Raw genomic sequence first — 21,744 nt, 5'->3', positions numbered from 1 at the left:
GATCATCCAGAGGTCCTTTCAGAATCGATTTCCGCACACCACACAAGAGTCCCTTTGTACTCATGTGCGATTCCCCTGCCCCTTGTGGGGAGGGTCGGCGAACCGGCATTGCGAAGCAATGATGGCGAGACGGGGTGGGGGTGCGGCGCGGGGGGGGGGGGGGGCGCCCACGGGCTTTTTCTACTATTTTTGGGCTCGGGGGGGGGGGGGGGCGGCCCCCCCCCCCCCCGGGTGTTCCCCCCCCCCCCCCCCAAAATGGGGGAGGGTGAAAAACTCAGATCGCGGCGGTAATAATGATCTCGACCAGATATTCCGGTCCGGCGAGCTTTGCTTCGCCGGTGGCGCGGGCCGGCGTGTTGCCTTGCGGCACCCACTTGTCCCATTCCGCGTTCATCTCGGCAAAGGTGCTCATGTCGGCAAGCCAGACGATCGCCTGCAGGATCTTGGTCTTGTCGCTACCGGCCTTGGCCAGCAGTTGGTCGATTGCCGCCAGGATGTCCCTGGTCTGCGAAGCGACGTTGCCGGTCGGCTGACCGACCTGACCGGCCAGATAGACGGTGTTGCCGTGGATGACGATCTGGCTCATGCGCGGGCCAACGTCGATGCGACGAATGCTCATTGGATGGTTCCTTGCTGTGTCGGTCGTGCCTCTTTAGAGTTGCGGCCGGCCTCGGGCAAGGTCGCCCGGGCAATTCGCCTTGGACCAGCGGCGTGAGACATCCTTACACGGCGAGTTGATCCGGCAGTCGCAATTCCGCCGGATTGGCTTGTTGACTAATGTAATAACATCACATATCCAATCGGCCGCTGACAGCAGCCGGATTTCGCCGCCCCACGGATCGCAGAATGACAAACACATGCCTGACATTCCGCGACCTGACGCTTGGCTACGGCAGCCATCCCGCAATCCATCATCTTGACGGTACCATCCGCAAGGGCTCGCTGACGGCCGTCGTCGGCGCCAACGGCTCCGGCAAATCGACGCTGATGAAAGGCATTGTCGGCGTGTTGAAACCAATGGCCGGCGAGGTCGTCCGCGCGCCTGGCGTTCGCGCCGCCTACCTGCCGCAGCAGTCGGAACTCGACCGCTCCTTTCCGGCACGAGTGGTGGATCTGGTCTCGCTTGGCCTGTGGCCACGGCGTGGCCTGCTCGGCCGCTACACCAGGCAAGATCGCGATGATGTCGCCAAAGCACTGATGGCGGTCGGCCTCGGCGGCTTCGAGAAGCGGCCGATCGATACGCTGTCGGGGGGCCAGTTGCAGCGCACGCTGTTTGCGCGCGTGCTGTTGCAGGACGCTGAGCTCATCCTGCTCGATGAGCCGTTCAACGCGGTCGACGCCAAGACGGTTGGCGACCTCATCGCACTGATCAAACACTGGCACGGCGAGGAACGCACCATCATGGTGGTCGTCCACGATCTCGATCTGGTGCGGCAGAATTTCCCCGAAACGCTGCTTCTCGCCCGCCAGCCGATCGCCTGGGGCGAAACCAGGGAAACGCTGAAGCCGGAGAACCTTTTACGCGCCCGCCGCTTCCACGAAGCCTGGGAAGAGAATGCGCCCTGGTGCGAGCCGGGTGAGGACGCTCATGCCCATGGGCACGATCATCATGGCCATCATGATCACGGGCACGATCATGACCACGGCGTCGGGCCGAGGGCTGCCTGATGGACGCGCTTTACGGTCTTTTCATCGCGCCTTTCGCCGATTTCGGCTTCATGCAGCGGGCGCTAATCGGTTCGCTGATGCTGTCGCTCGGCGCCTGCCCCATCGGCGTCTTCCTGATGCTGCGACGGATGAGCCTGTCTGGCGACGCCATGGCGCATGCCATCCTGCCGGGTGCGGCCGCCGGCTTCCTGTTCTATGGGCTGGAGATCCTGCCGATGACCATCGGCGGCCTGATCGCCGGCGTCATCGTCGCGCTCGGCGCCGGCGCCGTCTCGCGCTTCACCATCCAGCGCGAGGACGCCTCGATGGCGGCGTTCTATCTGATCTCGCTCGCCATCGGCGTGCTGATGGTGTCGATCCGCGGTTCCAGCGTCGATCTCATGCATGTGCTGTTCGGCACCGTGCTTGCGCTCAACAATGAAGCGCTGATGCTGATCGGCGGCATCGTTGCGGTGACATTGGTCAGCCTTGCCATCTTCTGGCGGGCATTGGTCGCCGAATGCCTCGATCCGCTGTTCCTGCGCTCGGTCAGCCGGCTGGGCAGCCCGGTGCATTTCATCTTCCTCGGCCTTGTCGTGCTCAACCTCGTCGGCGGCTTCCAGGCACTCGGTACCTTGCTGTCGGTGGGGCTGATGATGCTGCCGGCCGCCGCCGCCCGCTTCTGGACGGTGCGCGTCGAGCCGATGTGCGTGCTGGCGGTGCTGATCGGCTTTGCCTCCTGCGTCGCCGGGCTGCTGTTATCCTATCACGCGTCGCTGCCGTCCGGCCCGGCCATCATCCTGTCGGCAGGCGTCGTTTATTTCGCCTCGATCCTATTCGGCACGCGCGGCATTCTGCGCGCCCGCATCGTCCATCACCGTCACAGAACGGCCTGATCCCCCGCCCCCTAAAGGAGACCCGTCTATGCTGAAATCGATCCGCGCCGCCCTGGCGATGAGCGTTATAACATTAACTGCCCTTGGCGCATCGTCGGCCTTAGCGGCACCATTGAAAGTGGTCGCCAGCTTCACCGTCATCGCCGATTTCGCCAAGAATGTCGGCGGCGACCGTGTCGATGTAACCACCATCGTCGGGCCGGATGGCGATGCCCATGTCTACGAGCCGAGCCCGGCCGATGCGGTGGCCATGGCCAAGGCCGATATCGTGCTGGTCAACGGCCTGCATTTCGAAGGGTTTTTGCAGCGGCTGGTCGACGCCAGCGCCACCAAGGCCTCGATCGTCACCTTGACCAAGGGTGTTAAGCCGATCGATTTCAAGCCTGAATTCGCCGATGCGGACGCAGCCGAAGGTGCCGGCACCGGCGGCGGCAAGACCGTCACCGATCCGCACGCCTTCCAATCGATTGCCAACGCCAGGATCTATGTGAAGAACATCGCCGCAGCCTTCTGCGCGGCCGACTCCGACGGCTGCGTCAGCTACCAGACCAATGCCGCCGCCTATACCAAGAAGCTCGATGCGGTCGAAGGCGAAGTGAAAGCGGCGATCGCCTCGATCCCTGAAAACAAGCGTGTCGTCATCACCTCGCATGATGCCTTCGGCTATTTCGAACACGCATACGGCCTGACCTTCCTCGCCCCGCAAGGCATCTCGACCGATTCCGAACCGTCCGCCGCCGACGTCGCCAAGCTGGTCACCCAGGTGAAGCAGGACAGAGCGGCTGCGATCTTCGTCGAGAACATCACCAACCCGCGCCTGATCGAGCAGATCGCCAGCGAGACCGGCATCAAGGTCGGAGGCACGCTCTATTCGGATGCGCTGTCGCAACCCGACGGCCCGGCCTCGACCTATATCGACATGATGCACAACAACATCCGCCAGATCAAAGGGGCGATCCTCGGCAGCTGAGTTTGAAGGGTCATCCAACCGGGCCGCATCGGCCCGGTTGGATTTTCTGGCGCGCAATGTCTATTTGGCAGAGAATTCCTTCGGTGCGGATTGCCGCACATGTCGGGGAGTGGCAAGACTGCCGCCTGACCAGTTTGCGAGGATACTGCCATGGAATACCGCGAAATCAGTGAGGACTATTCGGTCTCGGGCCAGATACAGCCGGAAGACGTCGCCGCCATCAAGGCCGCCGGCTTCAAGAGCGTCATCTGCAACCGACCCGACGACGAGCAGCCCGGCCAGCCTTCGGCCGACACGCTCAAGGCGGCGGTGGAAGCCGAGGGCCTCGCCTTCCGCTACATCCCCGTCATCAGCGGCCAGATCACGGCCGAGAATGTCGAGGATCAGGCCGAGGCACTGGATGAGCTCGACGGCCCGGTCTTCGCCTATTGCCGTTCAGGCGCGCGCTGCACCAATCTTTATGGGCTGATCCAACAGTCGAAGGGGTAGATCGGCCGAAGGTCGAATCGGGCCAACAGTCAGATCGGCAGCGCGCCGGTTTCCTTCAGTGTCTCCAGCACGATCGCCGTTTTCACGTGCTGCACGGATTCGTGCGGCAGGAGCACACCGTTGACGAATTCCGATAGCGACTTCAAATCGGGCGTCACCACTTTCAGGATGTAGTCCATCTCGCCGGTCAGCGCGTGCGCCTCCTGCACCTCAGGCAGCCGCGCCACCAGTTCGCCGAAGCGCCGCGCATTGTCGCGGTTGTGAGTGGCCAATGTCACCGAGATGACGTTGACCAGCGAGAAGCCGAGCTTGTCGCGGTCGAGCACCGCGCGATAGCCCTTGATGAAGCCGTCTTCCTCCAACCGCTGGCGGCGGCGCGAGCATTGCGACGCCGACAGGTTGACGCGTTCCGAAAGATCATTGTTGGTCAACCGAGCATCGCCCTGCAAAAGCGCCATTATCTTGCGGTCAAACTGATCAATGCGCGTCTCATCCATGGTTTTTCCCCGCACGGTGCATATTTCGCGCATGAGATGATCATTTCAAGCGTTTGAATGCAAGCACCGTGCACCGGCTCCGCGTTATGATGACGTCAGATGGCCTTTGCAGGCCAGGCCAGACCCGGAGGAATATCATGGGCCCCTTCCCGCACGATGCCCCACCCGCCAAGATCAGCAAGGACAACCCCGCCGGCACCGATGGGTTCGAGTTCGTCGAGTTCGCGCATCCGGAGCCGCAGAAGCTGGCCGAACTGTTCACCCGCATGGGCTATGTCCCGGTGGCCAAGCACCGCACGAAGGACATAACCGTCTGGCGCCAGGGCGACATCAACTATGTCGTCAATGCCGAGCCCGGCTCGCATGCGATGAAATTCGTCGACAAGCACGGCCCCTGCGCCCCCTCCATGGGATGGCGCGTGGTCGATGCCAAACACGCTTTCGACCACGCTGTTGCCAAAGGCGCGACGCCTTACGAAGGCACCGACAAGGCGCTCGATGTGCCTGCAATCGTCGGCATCGGCGGCTCGCTGCTCTATTTCATCGAGACGTACGGCGAGAAGGGTTCGGCCTACGATGCCGAGTTCGAATGGCTGGGCGAACGTGACCCGCAGCCGCAAGGCGTCGGCTTCTACTATCTCGACCACCTGACCCACAATGTCTATCGTGGCCAGATGGACAAATGGTGGGATTTCTACCGCAACCTGTTCGGGTTCAAGCAGATCCATTTCTTCGACATCGACGGCAAGATCACCGGCCTGGTCAGCCGCGCCATCACCTCGCCCTGCGGCAAGATCCGCATTCCGCTCAACGAGTCCAAGGACGAGACCAGCCAGATCGCCGAATATCTGAAGAAGTACAATGGCGAAGGCATCCAGCACATTGCGGTCGGCACCGACGAGATTTATGCCGCCACCGACAGGCTGGCCGAAAACGGGCTGAAATTCATGCCCGGCCCGCCGGAAACCTACTACAACATGTCGTATGATCGCGTGAACGGCCATGACGAGCCGATCGAGCGGATGAAGAAGCACGGCATCCTGATCGACGGCGAAGGTGTCGTCGACGGCGGCACGACCAAGATCCTGCTGCAGGTCTTTTCGAGAACCGTGATCGGCCCGATCTTCTTCGAGTTCATCCAGCGCAAGGGCGACGAAGGCTTTGGCGAGGGCAATTTCCGCGCGCTGTTCGAATCGATCGAGCAGGACCAGATCAAGCGCGGGGTGATCAAGGTGGATGGCAAAGCGGCCTGAAACCTCAAGCTCGTTTGCGGCTCGATCGGCTTTGATCTAAGTTCCGATCACAAGAGGTCGAGCCGTGAACGTCTCCATAACCGAAGCCAGAGCTAAGCTGTCGGAACTCGTAAGGCGCGCGAAGGCCGGCGAGGAGGTCGTGATCACCCGACGCGGTAAGCCGGTGGCGCGTCTTCTCCCCCCTCCGGTGAAGGTGGGCCTTCTGCCACGCATCGGCACTACCTCAGCCGTTGATGGGCCGATTATGTAAGATGAGAATTGGCAACTGGAGCCCCCAGCCTCTCGACCTCTGCCTTCCTTAGTTTGATGTCATAAACGAGCAGGAACTCGTCTAACTGTGGCGGCTTGACCAAGGTGCCGGATAGCATCGCATGCAGGTTGCCGGACATGCGAGCAGGTGATCAGGCAGGTTCATGGTGTCATCCGATTGACCGCACCAGATACAAGCCCGCCCACATAACCACAGATCCGGCAAGAACGATCAGCAAAAGCCGGCTCATCCGCCGCCGCATGACTTGCGTTTCCAGATCCCGCGCGACGTTGATGTTGGTGATGGTGTGGAACATCATCGCCTTGCGCGGAAAGCCGCTGCGGTTGGTCAGGCCGAGCGTGCGCGCCTCGACGCGGTAGCTCAACCGGATCGCCTGGATGAAGGCCGCCAGCAAGGCGAGTGCCCAGACACCGGCCAGCAGATAGTCCCCCGTCATTCCCTCACCTCTCGTATTTCTCGACCTTCTGCTCGATGGCGCCGAAGATCGAATGACCCGTCTTGTCCTTCATTTCGATGCGCACCGTGTCGCCGAAGCGCAGGAACGGCGTCTTGGGTTCGCCTGATACAATGGTCTCGATCATGCGCAGTTCTGCGATGCAGGAATAGCCGGCGCCGCCGTCCGAGACCGGCTTGCCCGGCCCGCCGTCGAGCTTGTTGGAGACGGTGCCCGAGCCGACGATGGTGCCGGCGGCCAGCGGCCTTGTCCTGGCAGCATGCACGATCAGCGCCGGAAAATCGAAGGTCATGTCGACGCCGGCATTGGCCCGGCCGAACGGCTTGCCGTTGAGATCGGCGAGCAGCGGCAGGCTGACCTTGCCGCCATCCCAGGCGTCACCCAGTTCGTCCGGCGTGACTGCGACAGGCGAGAACGCCGAAGACGGCTTTGACTGGAAGAAGCCGAAACCCTTGGCTAGCTCCGGTCCGGTCAGCGCGCGCAGCGTGACGTCGTTGACCAGCATCACCAGCCGGATCGCGGCGCGCGCTTCATCGAGGCTTGCCCCCATCGGCACGTCGTCGACGACAACAGCGACTTCGCCCTCCATGTCGATGCCGAAGGCTTCGTCGACTACCCGGATCGGATCGCGTGGCGGAATGAAGGAGTCCGAGCCGCCCTGGTAGACCAGCGGGTCGGTCCAGAAGCTCGCCGGCATCTCGGCGCCGCGCGCTTTGCGAACCAGTTCGACGTGGTTCACATAGGCCGAGCCATCGGCCCACTGATAGGCACGCGGCAGCGGCGAATGGGCGTCATGCTCGTGGAAGCGTTCCGACGGCATCGCATTGTTCTCCAGCGATTCCGCTATCGTCGCGAGATGTGGGGCGATGCGCCGCCAGTCGTCTAGCGCCGCCTGCAGCGTGCGCGCCAGGAACGAGGCGTCGGTGAAGCGTGTCAGGTCACGCGAGACGACGACGAGTTTTCCGTCGCGCGTCCCGTCCTTCAATGTGGCAAGCTTCATGCGGTTTCCTCTCCCTGTGCGGCTTTGGCGCCGCTTTGGTTTTTTTGCCTTTCGCAGGATCTCTTCCAAAAGCCGGTTCCCACTTTTCGGGATCATGCTAGATCCACAACAAGGCCGTCGCGGGCGATCGTCAAGTCGCCGGCCCATGTTTTCCTGACAGCAGCGACCCAGTCGGCCTCACCGATCTCGGCATCGTCGGCCGGAATGAGGTGATTAAGCACCAGCCTCGTCACGCCGGCATCGCGGGCGATATGCCCGGCTTCTTCGGCAAAGCTGTGGCTGGCGAGCAGATGCTCTCTCAGCCGCCCGCCATTGCCGGTCTTCGCCACCAGCCGCTCGATGCCGTCTTCGAGCATGGCTTCGTGGACCAGGATGTCGGCCCCCCGGGCAAAATCGGCGAGCGGTGGAAAAAAGGCCGTATCCGCTGAGAACACAACGCTTTTCCCGCCATGCTCGAAGCGCAGGGCAAAACAGTCGGTCACCGGAGGATGCTCGACGCGCAGCGCCGAGATCTTCAAGCCACCCTGCTCGGCCACATGGCCTTCGCCGAACTCAACGATCGAAACCAGTTCGCGAATGTCCGGCCGGCCCTCGTCGACGATGCGGATCTCGATGTCGAACTCCAACGACTGACAAAAGCGCCGCCAGTAGTGGCCCGTGCCGGGCGGGCCGAACACGTCGACGGGTGTCGCCAGCCCCGCCGTCCAGGCGGTGTGGATCAGCGGTCCCAGTTCCAACACATGGTCGGAATGCAGATGAGTGATGAAGACCAGGTCGAGCGCCTTCAGGCTGATGCCGGCATCGACCAGACCGCGCGTGACGCCGAGACCGCAGTCGACGACGATGCTGCGGCCGCCGATCTGCAGCAGCGACGAACTCGGCCACGGTCCGCCCGGCCGCAATGCCGGACCACCCTTCGAGCCCAAAAGCACCAGTCGGTCCGCCATTGGCTCAGTGCTCAAGACCAGTCGCCCTCCGGCGTGCCGTTAAAGCGCTTCTTCAGGTCGGACCAGCAGTCGATGTAATTGTCCTGCCGGGTTTCCAGTTCGGCGCCGTAGCGGGTCAGCATCTGCGGAAAGCGGGTCTCGAACATGAAGGCCATGGTGTTGTCGAGCTTGACCGGCTTCAGGCCCGCGCGCGAGGCCTTTTCGAAGCCAGGCGCATCCGGTCCATGGGCCAGCATAAGATTGTGCAAGCTGATGCCGCCGGGCACAAAACCCTCTTCCTTGGCGTCGTATTGACCGTGGATCAGCCCCATGAACTCGCTCATGATGTTGCGGTGATACCAGGGCGGCCGGAACGTATCTTCGGCAACCAGCCAGCGCGGCGGGAAGATGACGAAGTCGATGTTGGCGGTGCCCTCCTCGCCGCTCGGCGCGGTCAGCACGGTGAAGATCGACGGGTCGGGATGGTCGAACAGCAGCGCGCCGACGGGCGAAAAGGTTGCCAGATCATATTTGTAGGGCGCGTAGTTGCCGTGCCAGGCGACGACATCCAGCGGCGAGTGACCGATCTCGGTGACATGGAAATTGCCGCACCATTTGACGACTAGCCGGCACGGCGTTTCCTTCTCCTCGAACCAGGCGCAAGGTGTCTTGAAATCGCGCGGATTGGCCAGGCAGTTGGCACCGATCGGACCACGATCCGGCAGCGTCAGCTTGGCGCCGTAATTCTCGCAGACATAGCCGCGCACTTCGGCATCGACCAGCTCGACCTTGAAGACCAGCCCACGCGGCAGCACTGCGATCTCGCCGGGCCGCAGCTCGATGACGCCCATCTCGGTGACGAAGCGCAAGGCACCGACTTGCGGCACGACCAGCAACTCCCCGTCCGCGTTGAAGAAATGATCGTCCGCCATCGAGCGGTTGGCGACGTAGACATGCGCTGCCATGCCGGTCTGTCCCAGCACATCGCCCGCAGTGGTGATGCTACGCATGCCGGCAATGAAATCGGTGGGCTCTTTCGGCATCGGCACCGGATTCCAGCGGTATTGGCCGAGCGCCAGTTCGTGATCGCCGACATTGGGCGCGCTCTTCCACAAGGGATAGCTCGCCGGTTTGAAGCGGCCGGTGTGCTTGACGCTCGGCCGAATGCGGTAGAGCCACGAGCGCTCATTGGTGCCGCGCGGGGCGGTGAAGGGCGAGCCTGAAAGCTGCTCGGCGTAAAGGCCATAGGCCGGCCGCTGCGGCGAGTTACGTCCTTGCGGCAACGAGCCAGGCAGCGTCTCGGTTTCGAAGTCGTTGCCGAAACCCGGCATATAGGAAAAGGCCATTGCTTCCTCCCGGAATGGATCTCAATTGACCAAACTGGTTTCATTTGTAACCATCGAAAATGTAACCATCAATGGCGGCTTTGAAAAAATGGCGATCAAGAGCGAAGCGTCCGACGCGCCTGAAATTCTCAATCTGGAAAATTTCCTGCCCTACCGGCTCTACCGGCTTGCCGACGCCGTCAGCCGCGAATTTTCCCGAATATACAAGGACAGTCACGGCCTGACGCGGCCGGAATGGCGTACCCTTTCCGGGCTTGGGCAGCATGGAACGATGACCGCGACTGAACTCGGTAACCAATCGGCCATGCACAAGACCAAGGTATCGCGCGCCGTGGCTGAACTCGAACGGCGACACTGGCTTACCCGATCCGCTGACGAGAATGACCGCCGCGTCGAACATCTGGCGCTGACCAAGGCCGGCCTTGCCGCCTATCGCGAAATGGTGCCGCTTGCGAAGGCGTTCGAGCGGGAATTGCTGGACAAACCTAGCGCAAGCGAGCGTGCGGCGATCTCGAACGGATTGGCCGCGCTGGAGGCCGCCCTGGCGTCAACCCAGGGCCAGTTGCGGAATGACATCGAATAGGCGCAAGGAACAGCCCTTGTTGGCCCGGTTGGATGGCGAGGGCGGCATCTACTCGCCCTCGCCACTTGGAGCAACATTGATCGACGCCGCGGATTCAGTCGGCGCCGATGACTTGGCTTTCGCCGGCAAGCATCCGTTCGTTGGGATCGATCGGTCCAAGGTTCTTCACGATCCGGAAGCGACCGCTCTGTGCCTGCGCAATGTACATGTTCATGCGAACATGGTGCTGGCCGGGGACCATTTCGGCCGGGCCACCCGGTCCCTCGCTGATCCGGGCGTGGTCGAGCGCCCGGATAACCGCGTCGCGCTCGACCGAGCCGGCTTCGTTCACCGCCGCTTCCCACATTTTGATCGCCCGGTAGTGGCCGGTGCAGCCGCTGCCCGCGGTCAACATCGCGCTGCCGGGGAATCGGTCCTGGTAGCGCCGCAAGAGCGCCCGGCCAAACGGATCCTCGAGTTCCTGATAGTAATCGAGGCAACTGTAGAGGCCTTCGATCTGCTCGGACGGCACGAGATTGAAGAAGTTCTCGTCGAAATAGGTGCAGATGAACTTGCCGCCTCGCTTGCCGAAACCAGCCTTGTGCAGCTCGTCGAGAAACGGCGTCAAGCCCGGCGGAACCAGGGTGTTGAAGACCACTTCGGCGCCGCTCGCCATGATCTGCTGCACCGTCTGCCGGAAATCGACGGTATCGAGCGGAAAATACTCCTCACCGACGATCTCGCCGCCATTGGCGCGAACCACCCGGCTCGCGGCCTTGTTCAACAGATGGGGCCAGATGTAGTCGGCCGAAGGTAGATAGAACTTCTTCGCCCCGGTGCTCTTCATGAACCATGGGATCAGCGGCTCGACCTGCTGCGCGGGCACCGGGCCCGTGCAGAAGATCAGGGGATCGCTTTCCTGCCCCTCGTATTGCTCGGTGTAGATGTAGAGCGTCCTGCCGCGCGCGACCGCCTCGCTCTTGATGGCTTGGCGGGTCGAACTGTAGATGCCTCCGACGACCAGATCGACTTTGTCGACATCTATCAGTTTCGCGGTCCTTGCCTTGGCAACGCTGTCGGTGGTCTTGCCGTCCTCGATGATGACTTTCACCGGCCGGCCCAGCAAGCCGCCCTTGGCGTTGATGTCATCGACGAGCATGGTCGTGAGGTTTGCGTTGGCTATGCCCATGAAGGACAACGGGCCGGTGAGTTCGGCGATAAGGCCGATCTTGATGGGTTTCTGGTGCATCTCATGTCTCCGATCTCTGGGGTTCGTGGGTGCGCGCCGCCGGTAGCAGGCGGCGCGAAAGGCACGTCAGGCCTCATAGTGGCCGAGCAGCATCGCCGCTTGCGGCTTGCCCACGTGGCCGGCCTCCTGCAGGATTGCCGGCACTTCGGGATCCGATACGAAGTTCTTCCAACCCTCGGCATCCCAGTCGAAGATTGCCCAGACGCGGTCGGACTCGCTGGGGTCGCGGAACACGGTCGCGCCGTTCGAACCGTGCAGCCGGCGCTTGTCGGCGCCCTTGGTCGAAAAGATATGGATGAAGCGGTCGACGTCCGCCACCTTGGTCGTTGCGAGAAGCATCTGATTTCCTCCTGTCGGTCGCGGCCACCATTGGTCCGTCGACAGGATCACGATGCGCGCCTCGGAGCAGGTGCACATGGGGAGGATTCCCTATGCCGATGACTTCGTCTCGCCCGGCCGGACAAGGCCGTGCTCGACCGCATAGAGTGCCGCGGCGGCGCGGGTGGTCACACCGATCTTGGCATAGACGTTCTGGATATGGTGATCCGCGGTCTTGGGCGAGATATCCAGGTTCCGCCCCGCTTCCTTGGCGGTGAGGCCGGCGGCGATCAGGCGCAACACCTCGATCTCACGTGGCGTCATTCCAGCCAGCGGCCGATGCGGCGCCCGGCGTGACCGCTGGCCGGCGAAGGACAGCACGGCCTCGGCGGCGTCGGGGCAGATACTGCCCTCACGAACGGCAGCGCGCAACTGCGTCGCCGCGGCGTCGCTGGACAGTGCCCTGCGGTGAGGACGTTCCTCCCGCGACGTTTGGAACGCTTCGGCAGCGGCCAGGATTCTCGCCGCCGGGGACAGGTCGGAACCACCGACCTTGCGGTGATAGCCAGAGCCGTCCAGGCGTTCGTGATGGCGCAGGACGAGTGAGGCCATTGCCTCGCCCTCGCGGCCGAACGAGGCCAGCGCACGCTCGCCGTAATAGGCGTGCAGTTGGGCTGCGTCGCGCTCGCGGACCGACAGCGGACCATTGCGCATCCAGGTCGCCACCGGCACGACAAGTTCGCCAATGTCGTGGATGCAGCCCGCCCAGCGCAGCGCACGGACGTCGGCGGCGGGCAGCCCCATCTGTCTCCCCGCTCCCTCAGCCAGTTCCGCCACCATCCGCGAATGGCCTTGTGTGAACGGCATGCGCATGTCGATCATGTCGGCGATGGCGAGAAATGCCTCGTCGCAGTCCGCCTCATCGAGCGACACCGGCGGATCGGGCTCCAGCGCTAAAATCGTCTCGCGGTCGACCGTCACGCCGATGCCTTCCATCAGCACCGCAGCGTTTGCCGCGACAAGCCGGGCCAGATGAGCTGCGTAAGGGCCGTCGCCGCGGCTGGCGACAGTTTCGGCCATTTCCACGATCCCGACGGCATCGCTAAGCGCAATGACATCCTGCGCCAGAGTGATCAATTGGACGGCCGGCAGCACCTCCTCGCCGCTCAGTCCACGTGGCAGACCCTTGCCGTCCCAGCGTTCGTAGATCTGTCCAAGATTACGGCCCATCTCCCCGGACAAGCCAAGCCGCTCGCCGATACGCTGCGCGACCTCGCAATGCGCGATCAGCACCGGGCGGGCCACCGCAAGTGCCTGCGACATGGCGGCCTCGACCGCCTTGGCCTGCGCGTCAGGCTGGAGATCGTAATAGAACCGCTTGAAGGCCTGTACGAAGACCCTGCCCAGTTCCGCACGATTGCCCATGTCGAGACCGACAAGGTCCTGGCGGAGCGCGATTTCGTCGCCGAAGGTTGCCGACAGAAGATCGGTATCCGCGTTGCAGCCAACATAGCGAAGCATCGACTGATGGTAGGCATTGCGCCGAACCTGCTCGGAAACGCCCGCACGATCTGCGATCCGCATCGCAAGCACGCAGGATTTCAGCGCGAAGTCGCGAGAATGACCGGTTGCGAGGTCCGAAGCATAGGCGAGGACCATCATGAAGTCCGCCCGGCGGATCGAGACGTTTGTCATCGCCCACCTCCCAATGGGCATGCTAGTCCCGCGGGCCGTCAATACCTAGCGGAAAATCCCACGCACGCCGTCAGCCGGCTGGCTGGTTTCAGATCCTCGGCGCCAACGCCTACCAGTCCATCACCACCTTGCCGGAACTGCCGCTGCGCATGGCATCGAAGCCGGCCTGAAAGTCGTCGATGCCTATGCGGTGCGTGATCAAGCCGGAGACATCCAGCGGCCCCTGCACGAGCGCGATCATCTTGTACCAGGTTTCGAACATCTCGCGGCCGTAGATGCCTTTCAGATGCAGCATCTTGAAGATGACCTTGTTCCAGTCGATCTCGAAACCGGTGGGCGCAATGCCCAGGATGGCAATCTTGCCGCCATTGTTCATGGTGTCGATCATGTCGCGGAAGGCGGGGGCGGCGCCCGACATTTCGAGGCCGACGTCAAAACCCTCGGTCATGCCGAGCGCCGGCATGACGTCACGCAGCTTTTCCTGCGAGGCGTCGACGACATGCTGGACGCCGAGCTTTTTCGCCAGCGCCAGCCGCACAGGGTTGATGTCGGTGATCACCACCTTTCGTGCGCCGACGCATTGCGCGACGAGCGCGCCCATGATGCCGATCGGTCCGGCCCCGGTGACCAGTACGTCCTCGCCGACCAAGTCAAAGGACAATGCCGTGTGGACGGCATTGCCCAGGGGATCGAAGATCGCGGCGATCTCGTCCGGCACATCGTCGGGGATCGGCACGACATTGTGCTGCGGAATCGCCAGATACTCGCCAAAGGCGCCCGGACGGTTGACGCCGACGCCGAGCGTGTTGCGGCAGAGATGCCCTCGCCCGGCACGGCAGTTGCGGCAATGGCCGCAGACGATATGACCCTCGCCCGACACGCGCTGGCCGACCTTGTATTCGGTGACAGCGGCGCCGAAATCGGCGACGGTGCCGACAAATTCATGGCCGGTGACCATCGGCACCGGCACCGTCTTCTGCGCCCACTGATCCCAATTGTAGATATGGACGTCGGTGCCGCAGATTGCCGTCTTGCGGATCTTGATCAGCACGTCGTTAGGGCCGATTTCCGGCACCGGCACCTCTTCCATCCAGATGCCCGGCTCGGCCTTGGCCTTCACCAGCGCCTTCATCATGTTCGACATGCTTTTGTCCCTTGAATCTCTTGATCCGGAATGGCTTTCGATTGCGGCCTTTCAGGAAATCACGCCCAATTCCTTGCCGACCGCTTCGAATGCCTCAACCGCACGGTCGATGTCCGCGGCGGAATGCGCCGCCGACATCTGGGTGCGGATGCGCGCCTGGCCCTTCGGCACCACCGGGAAGGAAAAACCGATGACGTAGATGCCACGCTTCAGCATGCGAGCCGCCATCTCCTGCGCCAGCGTCGCATCGCCCAGCATCACTGGAATGATCGGATGGTCGGCGCCGGCCAGCGTGAAACCGAGCTTGCCCATCTGCGACCGGAACCGCGTCGCATTGGCATAGAGGTGCTCGCGCAAGGCATCGCCATTGCGGATCAGGTCGAACACCTTGATCGAAGCGCCGGCGATCGCCGGCATCAGCGTGTTGGAAAAAAGATAGGGCCGCGAGCGCTGGCGCAGCCAATCGACCACCTGCCTCTTGCCAGAGGTGTAGCCGCCGGATGCACCGCCGAGCGCCTTGCCGAGCGTCCCGGTAATGATGTCGACCCTGCCCTCGACGCCACAATGCTCGGGCGAGCCGCGGCCGTTCTGGCCGACGAAGCCGACCGCATGGCTGTCGTCAACCATCACCATGGCGTCGTATCTTTCGGCAAGGTCGCAGACACCCCTGAGATTGGCGATGATGCCATCCATCGAGAACACACCGTCGGTGGCGATCAGCCGGAAGCGGCAGTCCCTGGCTTCCTTCAGGCGCACCTCCAGATCGGCCATGTCGTTGTTGGCGTAGCGGAAGCGTTTGGCCTTCGACAGCCGCACGCCGTCGATGATCGAAGCGTGGTTCAGCGCATCGGAAATGACCGCGTCCTCTTCACCGAGCAACGTCTCGAACAGGCCGCCATTGGCATCGAAGCAGGAGCCATAGAGGATGGTGTCTTCCAGGCCGAGGAAGGATGAAATCGTCGCCTCGAGCTGCTTGTGCTCCTCTTGCGTGCCGCAGATGAAGCGCACCGACGCCATGCCGTAGCCATAGCGGTCGAGCGCCTGCTTGGCCGCATCGCGCAGGTCGTCGCTATCGGCAAGGCCGAGATAGTTATTGGCGCAGAAGTTGAGCACTTTCTGCCCGCCGACCTCGATCTCAGCCGACTGGGTCGAGGAGATCACGCGCTCGGATTTGTAGAGGCCGGCCGATCTGAGCCCCGCGAGCTCGTTGTCGATGTGGGAAAGGAATGCTGCGGTCATGGTTGGGCCTCGTTCGATGTGGGCCGACTGTCGTCTCGTCCGAGCTAAAAATCCATCGCAAAAACGACCGGATCGGTGGCAAGCGACCCGATGTGGCCCCGATGATCACAAAAGCGACACTACAACAAATGGTGTTGGCCGGTGACCGCTCGAATGCCGGCATGACGCTAAACGGGCCGATAACCATTTCGCGATCTTTCCACGTCCCAACCTTGCCGGACGGCTGTGGATTTCCAGACCTGTTAATGTTTGCAGGCCAGTCTTCGCAGCAGGAATCCGTTGGCGAAGAGGACCGCCCCCGAAAATGTCGCAGCAGCCGGCGCAGACCGTTTCAGGCAAACTCATACTGCTGATCAAAGCTGGCTACTGGCTGGCCCTGCTGATCATTGCCGCCATGGTGATAGCCTCCTTCATCCTGCTGCAGCAGATGATGGCCACCCAACAGCACAACAACACCTTGCTCGACATCGTCAGCACGCAAAAGACGCTTTCGCAGCGCATCGTCTTCCTGGCCGGCGCAACCGGTGCTGCTTCGCGTGACAAACAGCCGGCGCTGGTCAGCGCGCTCAAGCAGGCCACGGGGGAGTTCGAGACCAACTACGATCTGCTGCTAAAGCAGACGGGAGCCGACCCCCAATCGCCGGCCAAGCTCGATCCGAGGTCGATCGACAGCGTCCTTTTCGCCAAGCCCTTCCACCTCGACTATTTCTCGGTCGGGCTGATCGCCAATGGCGACCGCCTGATCTCGGCCTATGAATCTCAATTCAGCGGCAATGGCGGCTACAAGGGCGGCGGCGAGCGCGTCAATCTCGATGCCTCCGTCGCCAATGCGAACTTGTCGGGCTACGCCGCGCTTGGCCAGCGCATCAGCGCCGATGCAGACGAGCGTTCCGAGAAGCTGCTCGCTCTCCACCGCACGCTGTTCTACGCCACCCTGGGCGTCATCATACTGGTGGCACTCTTCATCTTCAGGCCGATGTCGAACGCCATCCTGCGCAAGACGCATGAGCTGATCGACGCGCGCAATTCGATGGCCTTCATCGCGGTGCATGACGGCCTCACCGGCCTGCACAACCGCACGTTCCTGACCGATCATTTCGACACGCTGATCAAGGGGTCACACCGCCGCCGGGAGCGCCTGGCTGTGATCCAGCTCGACCTCGACCGGTTCAAGCAGATCAACGATACGCTAGGCCATGCCGCAGGCGACTATGTGCTGGTCGTCACCGCGCAGCGCATGCGCGATTCCTGCCGGGCGTCGGATTTGTGCGCGCGCCTGGGCGGCGACGAGTTCGTCATGATCCTCGGCGGCGCCGGCGGCACCGAAGACATCAACATGCTGGCGCGGCGCATCCTGGCGCATATCAACGAGCCGATCGTCTTCCAGGGCACGACCGTTCTCCCGGGCGCCAGCGCCGGCATCGCCGTCTACCCGATCGACGCCGACAATGCTCAGGATCTGCTGGTTCATGCCGATCTGGCGCTCTATTCCGCCAAGAAGCTGGGCGGCGGCAACTTCTCCTTCTTCTCCGAAGAGTTGCGCCGCGAGCTCGACTATCGCAAACAGCTCGAGCACGACATCAAGGTCGCCATCGCGGAGCGGGCCTTCCAGGTCTATTTCCAACCGCAGGTTTCGCTGACCAACGGCACGATCAGCGGCATCGAGGCGCTGGTGCGCTGGAACCATGCCGAGCGCGGCATGATCCCACCGGGCGAATTTATCCCGGTCGCCGAAAAATGCGGCTTCATGCCCGAGATCGGCCGTATCGTCATCGCCAAAGCGATCAACGAAGCCGCCGAATGGAACCGCGCCGGCATTGCCTTCGGCCGGCTTGCCGTCAATGTTTCCGGCACCGAACTGCGCGAGCCCGATTTCGATGAGTTTCTTTTCGAGACGCTGGAAAAGGCCGGGCTGCCGCCACAGAAACTGTCGCTGGAAATCGTCGAATCCGTTATCCTCGACGACGAGAAGACGGGTATCGCCGCCAAGCTGCGCCACATCAGGGCGGCCGGCGTCCACCTGGAACTCGATGATTTCGGTACCGGTTATGCCTCGCTAAGCCATGTCAATCCGAACGAGATCGACCGGCTGAAGATCGATCGACGCTTCGTCCAGAACATTCATGAGAATGGCGACAACTCGAAGATCGTGCGCGCCATCACCGAGCTTGCCCGTGGCCTCGGCATCTCCATCGTCGCCGAAGGCGCCGAAACCGAAGCCGAACTCGAATCGCTGATGGCGATCGGCTGCGACCAGGTGCAGGGCTACTCCATCGCCTTCCCGATGCCGCACGACAAGGCGCTGGAATGGCTGACTGCCCGCATGCCGAAGAAGGCCAGGCTGACGGTGCTGCAGGGAAGCCTGGCATAGGCGTCGCCCAAAGCGTATCGCGCTTGAGCGGAACCGAGCGACGCGCTTTGTTATCCCAAAACCGCTGCGCACTTTTGGGCGAGATGTTCCAGGACGGCTTCGACGCAAGACGAAGCTGACCAACCTGATCACCGCTCTGAACCTGCGCCATTACACTTTTGGAACAATCCGGGGCTACGACGACTGAGCCGATGAGCCGGGCCCGCCCTCCTATCCCCCGACATTCGCCCGCAACGCCGCCAGAACCTGCGCGAACTCCGCCAGCCGCTCGTCGGACAGTCCGACCCGTAGCCGCTTGTCAAAGGACAACGCAGCCTTGCGCAAGGTCTCGAACATCGCTTCTCCCGCCGCGGTCAGTTCGACCAGATGAACCCGGCGGTTCACGGGATCGCGGCGGCGTATCAGCAGGCCCTGCGCCTCCATCGCATTGAGATGGTGGGTCAGCGTCGCCCCCTGAATGCCGATCATGCCGGCAAGCTCGCGCTGATTGGCAAGCTTGCTCGATTTGACCGACAGCAGAGTGAGCCAGACGGGCAACGTACCGCCCGCTTCAACAAGAGCAGCATCGAAGGCTTGGGCGACAAGTTTGGCGGTGCGGCCAAGATTCATGCCGACTGGCGGGCGGTCAAAGGGAGACATCGTCGGACACTAGGCGGTGTTCTCCGTAGAGCGAACTGGGTGACAGTCTTATACATTGACATCTAATCATTCGATATCTAATTTTATGACGGACGGCGGGCAAAAAAGAGGAAATGCGGTCATGCAATATGTCTACATCGTCGTCCTCGGTCTTCATGTCATGGCCGGCGTGTTCTGGGCCGGCACCACCATCGCTGTCGGCCGCGATCCGGAAATCCGGGCGGAACGGTTCTTCCGGCCCCAAATGGGCGCGGCCGGCCTGGTTTTCCTCACCGGCATACTGCTTTGGTATTTCTTCCATCAAGGCCTTTTCGGCCCGATGGAGAAGGTGTTGGCGCTGGGCATCGCCACGGCTCTAATTGCCGCCGGCGTCCAGGGCGCGCTGGTCGGTTCTGCCACCCGGCAGCTTGCCGGCACCGATGCGGCGACGGAAGCACAGTTGCGCGCGAAAATGACAAGAGGCGAGCGCATCGCCGGCGGTCTACTGGTTATCACCGTGCTGTGCATGGCCGTCGCGCGGATGGTCTGAGGCGCACAATTTCACGGAATCGCATGTTGTCTGGCGACGAGCCAATGACGTGCGGGCGCGCGGTCGGACCGAAGTACACGGGCTCTCGTACGCAGGTCCGACCGCGCGCCACCGATTCTCGCGATAACGAATTTCAAATCCGCAAGCCGAACCTGATGCCGTCATAGATGGCGGCATGGATGTTGCGCGAGGCGACCGCGTCGCCGATGCGGAACAGCACGAAGCGCGCTTCTGGATTGCGCTCGGGAAAGATGTCGCCACCACTCACCAGCCGCTCATAGTCGATCGCGCCACCGTTCTTCGACAGCGGCTTCAGCGAGAGATAGAGATCGTCGAGCGGCAGCGTGCCGTGCTCGACCACCACCTGGTCGACCCTGCGCTCGCCGCGCCAGCCATCGGCGAAATCCGAGCCAAGTTCGGCGACCAACAGGTTGCCCTCGCGCCTCACCGAGCGCAGCCGGGTGTTGATGGTGATGGTGACCCCCTTTTCCTGGAAGGCGCGCATGTATGGCACATGGTTCATGCCACCCATTTCCGGTGCGAAGAAGCGCTCCGGCGAAACAAGCTCGAGTTTCGAGCCGGCATTGGCGATCAGTTCGGCCGCGCCCATGCCCTGATGGCCGCCATTGTCGTCATAGAGCAGCACGTTTTCGGCCGCCTTGACGCTGCCGGCCATGATGTCCCAACTCGAGGTGACCAAGTTGTCACCAGCTGTCAGCGGCGGGTTCTGCGGCAGCCCGCCGGTGGCAACCACCACAATGTCGGGCGACAGTGCCAGAACGTCGTCTTTCTCGGCCCAGGTGTCGTAACGGATCTCGACCCCGAGCCGGTCGAGTTCGGCCAATCGCCAGTCGATGATGCCGATCAATTCCTTGCGCCGCGGGTTCTGCGTCGCCAGCCGAACCTGGCCGCCGGCCTGTGACGATGCTTCCAGGATCGTGACTTGATGGCCTCTCTCTGCCGCGACTCGCGCCAGTTCCAATCCGCCGGCGCCGGCGCCGACGACGACGACTTTGCGCTTAGGTCCTTCAGTCTTGACTATGATGTGCGGGATGTCGGCCTCACGGCCGGTCGCCGCATTGTGGACGCACAGCGCTTCACCGCCTTCGTAGATGCGATCGAGACAATAGGTGGCGCCGACACAAGGGCGGATCTCGTGCTCCCTGCCCTCCATCACTTTTTTGACAATGTGCGGATCGGCGATGTGGGCGCGGGTCATGCCGACCATGTCGAGCTTGCCGGTGGCGATGGCGTGCCGCGCGGTGGCGACATCGGAAATGCGCGCCGCATGGAAGGTCGGGAATTTTGTCGCCGCCCTCACCTCGCCGGCGAAATCGAGATGCGGCGACGAGCGCATGCCAGTCACCGGGATAACCTTGGTGAGTGCCGCATCGCTCTCGATCGAGCCGCGGATGATGTTGAGGAAATCGACCTTGCCGGAGCCGGCCAGCCGTTTTGCAATCTCTATGCCTTCCGCCTTCGATAGGCCTTTTTCGAAATCTTCATCGGCGACCATGCGGATGCCGACGACGAATTTATCGCCGACCGCCGCACGGACGGCATCGAGCACCATGTTGGTGAACCGTAGGCGGTTGTCCAACGAGCCGCCGAATTCGTCGTCGCGGTGGTTGGTGGCCGGCGACCAGAAGCCGTCCATCAGATGGCCGTAGGCCTCGAACTCGATGCCGTCGAGGCCCGCGGCGTGGCAGCGCTGGGCCGCTGACGCATAGTCGGCGACGATGCGCTCAATGTCCCAGTCCTCGATGGTCTTCGGGAAAGCGCGATGCGCCGGTTCGCGCACGGGCGAAGCCGAGAGCACCGGCAGCCAATCAGCCTTGTTCCAGCCGGTGCGGCGGCCGAGATGGGTGATCTGGATCATCACCTTGCAGTCGTGCTCGTGACAGGCGTCGGCGAGTTCGGCCAGCCACGGCACGATCCTGTCCTCATAGACATGCAGATTGCCGAAGGCGGCCGGACTGTCGCGCGAAACGATCGCCGAGCCGGCGGTCATCGTCAGCGCCATGCCGCCCTTGGCCTTTTCGGCATGGTAGAGCCGGTAGCGCTGTTTCGGCATGCCATCTTCGGAATAGGCCGGCTCATGACTGGTCGACATGACCCGGTTCTTCAGCGTCAGATGTTTGAGCTGATAAGGCTGGAGAAGCGGATCGCTGCTGTTCATCGTCTTCCTGGAGTTTCAAATTGTGCTAATGAGCGGCAAATTTCGTTTTCGAGCATGTCGTCCCCACATT

The 21,744-nt window shown here is 62.5% G+C and carries 22 protein-coding genes; 9 read left to right on the top strand and 13 right to left on the bottom strand.

All coding sequences use genetic code 11. The features are described from left to right. Positions 1–274: 274 nt before the first annotated feature. Positions 275–619 (bottom strand): RidA family protein, encoded by a 345-nt coding sequence (locus NKJ90_RS24870; RefSeq protein WP_023762154.1) that lies wholly within the window; start codon positions 617–619, stop codon positions 275–277. 227 nt (positions 620–846) lie between these two features. On the opposite strand from NKJ90_RS24870, the gene aztA reads away from it, so the two are divergent. From aztA to NKJ90_RS24850, 4 genes are all read left to right on the top strand, one after another. Continuing rightward, complete coding sequence (gene aztA, locus NKJ90_RS24865; RefSeq protein WP_023762153.1) at positions 847–1,668, top strand: zinc ABC transporter ATP-binding protein AztA; 822 nt, start codon at positions 847–849, stop codon at positions 1,666–1,668. Further along, positions 1,668–2,543 (top strand): zinc ABC transporter permease AztB, encoded by an 876-nt coding sequence (gene aztB / locus NKJ90_RS24860; RefSeq protein ID WP_023762152.1) that lies wholly within the window; start codon positions 1,668–1,670, stop codon positions 2,541–2,543. The genes aztA and aztB overlap by 1 nt, the downstream gene beginning before the upstream one ends. A gap of 28 nt (positions 2,544–2,571) precedes the next feature. After that, positions 2,572–3,513: a zinc ABC transporter substrate-binding protein AztC gene (gene aztC / locus NKJ90_RS24855; RefSeq protein WP_031261049.1), complete on the top strand. Its 942-nt coding sequence runs from the start codon at positions 2,572–2,574 to the stop codon at positions 3,511–3,513. Between the two features lie 150 nt (positions 3,514–3,663). Continuing rightward, complete coding sequence (locus tag NKJ90_RS24850) at positions 3,664–4,002, top strand: protein tyrosine phosphatase family protein (protein WP_023762150.1); 339 nt, start codon at positions 3,664–3,666, stop codon at positions 4,000–4,002. A gap of 29 nt (positions 4,003–4,031) precedes the next feature. Here the strand turns inward: NKJ90_RS24850 and NKJ90_RS24845 are convergent, their stop codons facing one another. After that, a complete protein-coding gene (locus tag NKJ90_RS24845; protein ID WP_023762149.1) occupies positions 4,032–4,499 on the bottom strand; it encodes an Lrp/AsnC family transcriptional regulator in 468 nt (155 codons plus the stop codon). 137 nt (positions 4,500–4,636) lie between these two features. Between NKJ90_RS24845 and hppD the strand changes: the two genes are divergently transcribed. Both hppD and NKJ90_RS24835 read left to right on the top strand, forming a co-directional pair. After that, entirely contained in the window at positions 4,637–5,752 is a 1,116-nt protein-coding gene (gene hppD / locus NKJ90_RS24840) for a 4-hydroxyphenylpyruvate dioxygenase (protein WP_023762148.1), read from the top strand. Between the two features lie 64 nt (positions 5,753–5,816). Further along, positions 5,817–6,002 (top strand): type II toxin-antitoxin system Phd/YefM family antitoxin, encoded by a 186-nt coding sequence (locus tag NKJ90_RS24835; RefSeq protein WP_084025672.1) that lies wholly within the window; start codon positions 5,817–5,819, stop codon positions 6,000–6,002. A gap of 169 nt (positions 6,003–6,171) precedes the next feature. On the opposite strand, the gene NKJ90_RS24830 is transcribed toward NKJ90_RS24835, so the two are convergent. From NKJ90_RS24830 to hmgA, 4 genes are all read right to left on the bottom strand, one after another. Next, positions 6,172–6,459, bottom strand: a complete 288-nt coding sequence (locus NKJ90_RS24830; RefSeq protein WP_023762146.1) for a hypothetical protein — start codon at positions 6,457–6,459, stop codon at positions 6,172–6,174. A gap of 4 nt (positions 6,460–6,463) precedes the next feature. Beyond that, positions 6,464–7,477: a fumarylacetoacetate hydrolase family protein gene (locus NKJ90_RS24825; protein WP_031261047.1), complete on the bottom strand. Its 1,014-nt coding sequence runs from the start codon at positions 7,475–7,477 to the stop codon at positions 6,464–6,466. A gap of 92 nt (positions 7,478–7,569) precedes the next feature. Beyond that, on the bottom strand, positions 7,570–8,424 hold the full coding sequence (locus NKJ90_RS24820; RefSeq protein WP_352487085.1) for an MBL fold metallo-hydrolase: 855 nt from the start codon (positions 8,422–8,424) through the stop codon (positions 7,570–7,572). Positions 8,425–8,435: 11 nt separating this feature from the next. After that, positions 8,436–9,749, bottom strand: a complete 1,314-nt coding sequence (gene hmgA / locus NKJ90_RS24815; RefSeq protein WP_023762142.1) for a homogentisate 1,2-dioxygenase — start codon at positions 9,747–9,749, stop codon at positions 8,436–8,438. Between the two features lie 88 nt (positions 9,750–9,837). On the opposite strand from hmgA, the gene NKJ90_RS24810 reads away from it, so the two are divergent. Next, complete coding sequence (locus NKJ90_RS24810; protein WP_031261044.1) at positions 9,838–10,332, top strand: MarR family winged helix-turn-helix transcriptional regulator; 495 nt, start codon at positions 9,838–9,840, stop codon at positions 10,330–10,332. A 94-nt stretch (positions 10,333–10,426) separates the two neighbouring features. Here the strand turns inward: NKJ90_RS24810 and NKJ90_RS24805 are convergent, their stop codons facing one another. The 5 genes from NKJ90_RS24805 to NKJ90_RS24785 all read right to left on the bottom strand — a co-directional run bounded on the left by NKJ90_RS24805 (position 10,427) and on the right by NKJ90_RS24785 (position 15,956). Further along, positions 10,427–11,560 (bottom strand): substrate-binding protein, encoded by a 1,134-nt coding sequence (locus NKJ90_RS24805; protein ID WP_023762140.1) that lies wholly within the window; start codon positions 11,558–11,560, stop codon positions 10,427–10,429. A gap of 66 nt (positions 11,561–11,626) precedes the next feature. Further along, positions 11,627–11,899, bottom strand: coding sequence for a hypothetical protein (locus NKJ90_RS24800; RefSeq protein WP_031261042.1), 273 nt, complete (start codon positions 11,897–11,899; stop codon positions 11,627–11,629). A 90-nt stretch (positions 11,900–11,989) separates the two neighbouring features. Then, on the bottom strand, positions 11,990–13,573 hold the full coding sequence (locus tag NKJ90_RS24795; protein WP_023762138.1) for an HD domain-containing phosphohydrolase: 1,584 nt from the start codon (positions 13,571–13,573) through the stop codon (positions 11,990–11,992). A gap of 109 nt (positions 13,574–13,682) precedes the next feature. Next, on the bottom strand, positions 13,683–14,717 hold the full coding sequence (gene tdh / locus NKJ90_RS24790; RefSeq protein WP_023762137.1) for an L-threonine 3-dehydrogenase: 1,035 nt from the start codon (positions 14,715–14,717) through the stop codon (positions 13,683–13,685). A 51-nt stretch (positions 14,718–14,768) separates the two neighbouring features. Beyond that, complete coding sequence (locus tag NKJ90_RS24785; protein ID WP_023762136.1) at positions 14,769–15,956, bottom strand: glycine C-acetyltransferase; 1,188 nt, start codon at positions 15,954–15,956, stop codon at positions 14,769–14,771. A gap of 304 nt (positions 15,957–16,260) precedes the next feature. Between NKJ90_RS24785 and NKJ90_RS24780 the strand changes: the two genes are divergently transcribed. Continuing rightward, the gene (locus NKJ90_RS24780) at positions 16,261–18,327 is read left to right on the top strand and encodes a putative bifunctional diguanylate cyclase/phosphodiesterase (protein WP_023762135.1); all 2,067 of its coding nucleotides are present in this window, start codon (positions 16,261–16,263) and stop codon (positions 18,325–18,327) included. Between the two features lie 210 nt (positions 18,328–18,537). Here the strand turns inward: NKJ90_RS24780 and NKJ90_RS24775 are convergent, their stop codons facing one another. Beyond that, positions 18,538–18,966: a MarR family winged helix-turn-helix transcriptional regulator gene (locus NKJ90_RS24775; RefSeq protein ID WP_031261040.1), complete on the bottom strand. Its 429-nt coding sequence runs from the start codon at positions 18,964–18,966 to the stop codon at positions 18,538–18,540. Positions 18,967–19,087: 121 nt separating this feature from the next. On the opposite strand from NKJ90_RS24775, the gene NKJ90_RS24770 reads away from it, so the two are divergent. Further along, on the top strand, positions 19,088–19,495 hold the full coding sequence (locus NKJ90_RS24770; RefSeq protein ID WP_031261038.1) for a hypothetical protein: 408 nt from the start codon (positions 19,088–19,090) through the stop codon (positions 19,493–19,495). A 133-nt stretch (positions 19,496–19,628) separates the two neighbouring features. On the opposite strand, the gene NKJ90_RS24765 is transcribed toward NKJ90_RS24770, so the two are convergent. Further along, the gene (locus NKJ90_RS24765) at positions 19,629–21,674 is read right to left on the bottom strand and encodes an oxidoreductase (protein ID WP_352487083.1); all 2,046 of its coding nucleotides are present in this window, start codon (positions 21,672–21,674) and stop codon (positions 19,629–19,631) included. Positions 21,675–21,744 lie beyond the last annotated feature (70 nt).

It is taken from the genome of Mesorhizobium sp. M0051 (assembly GCF_040323235.1).
Lineage (GTDB): Bacteria > Pseudomonadota > Alphaproteobacteria > Rhizobiales > Rhizobiaceae > Mesorhizobium.
This window is presented reverse-complemented; position numbering and strand designations above follow the sequence as displayed.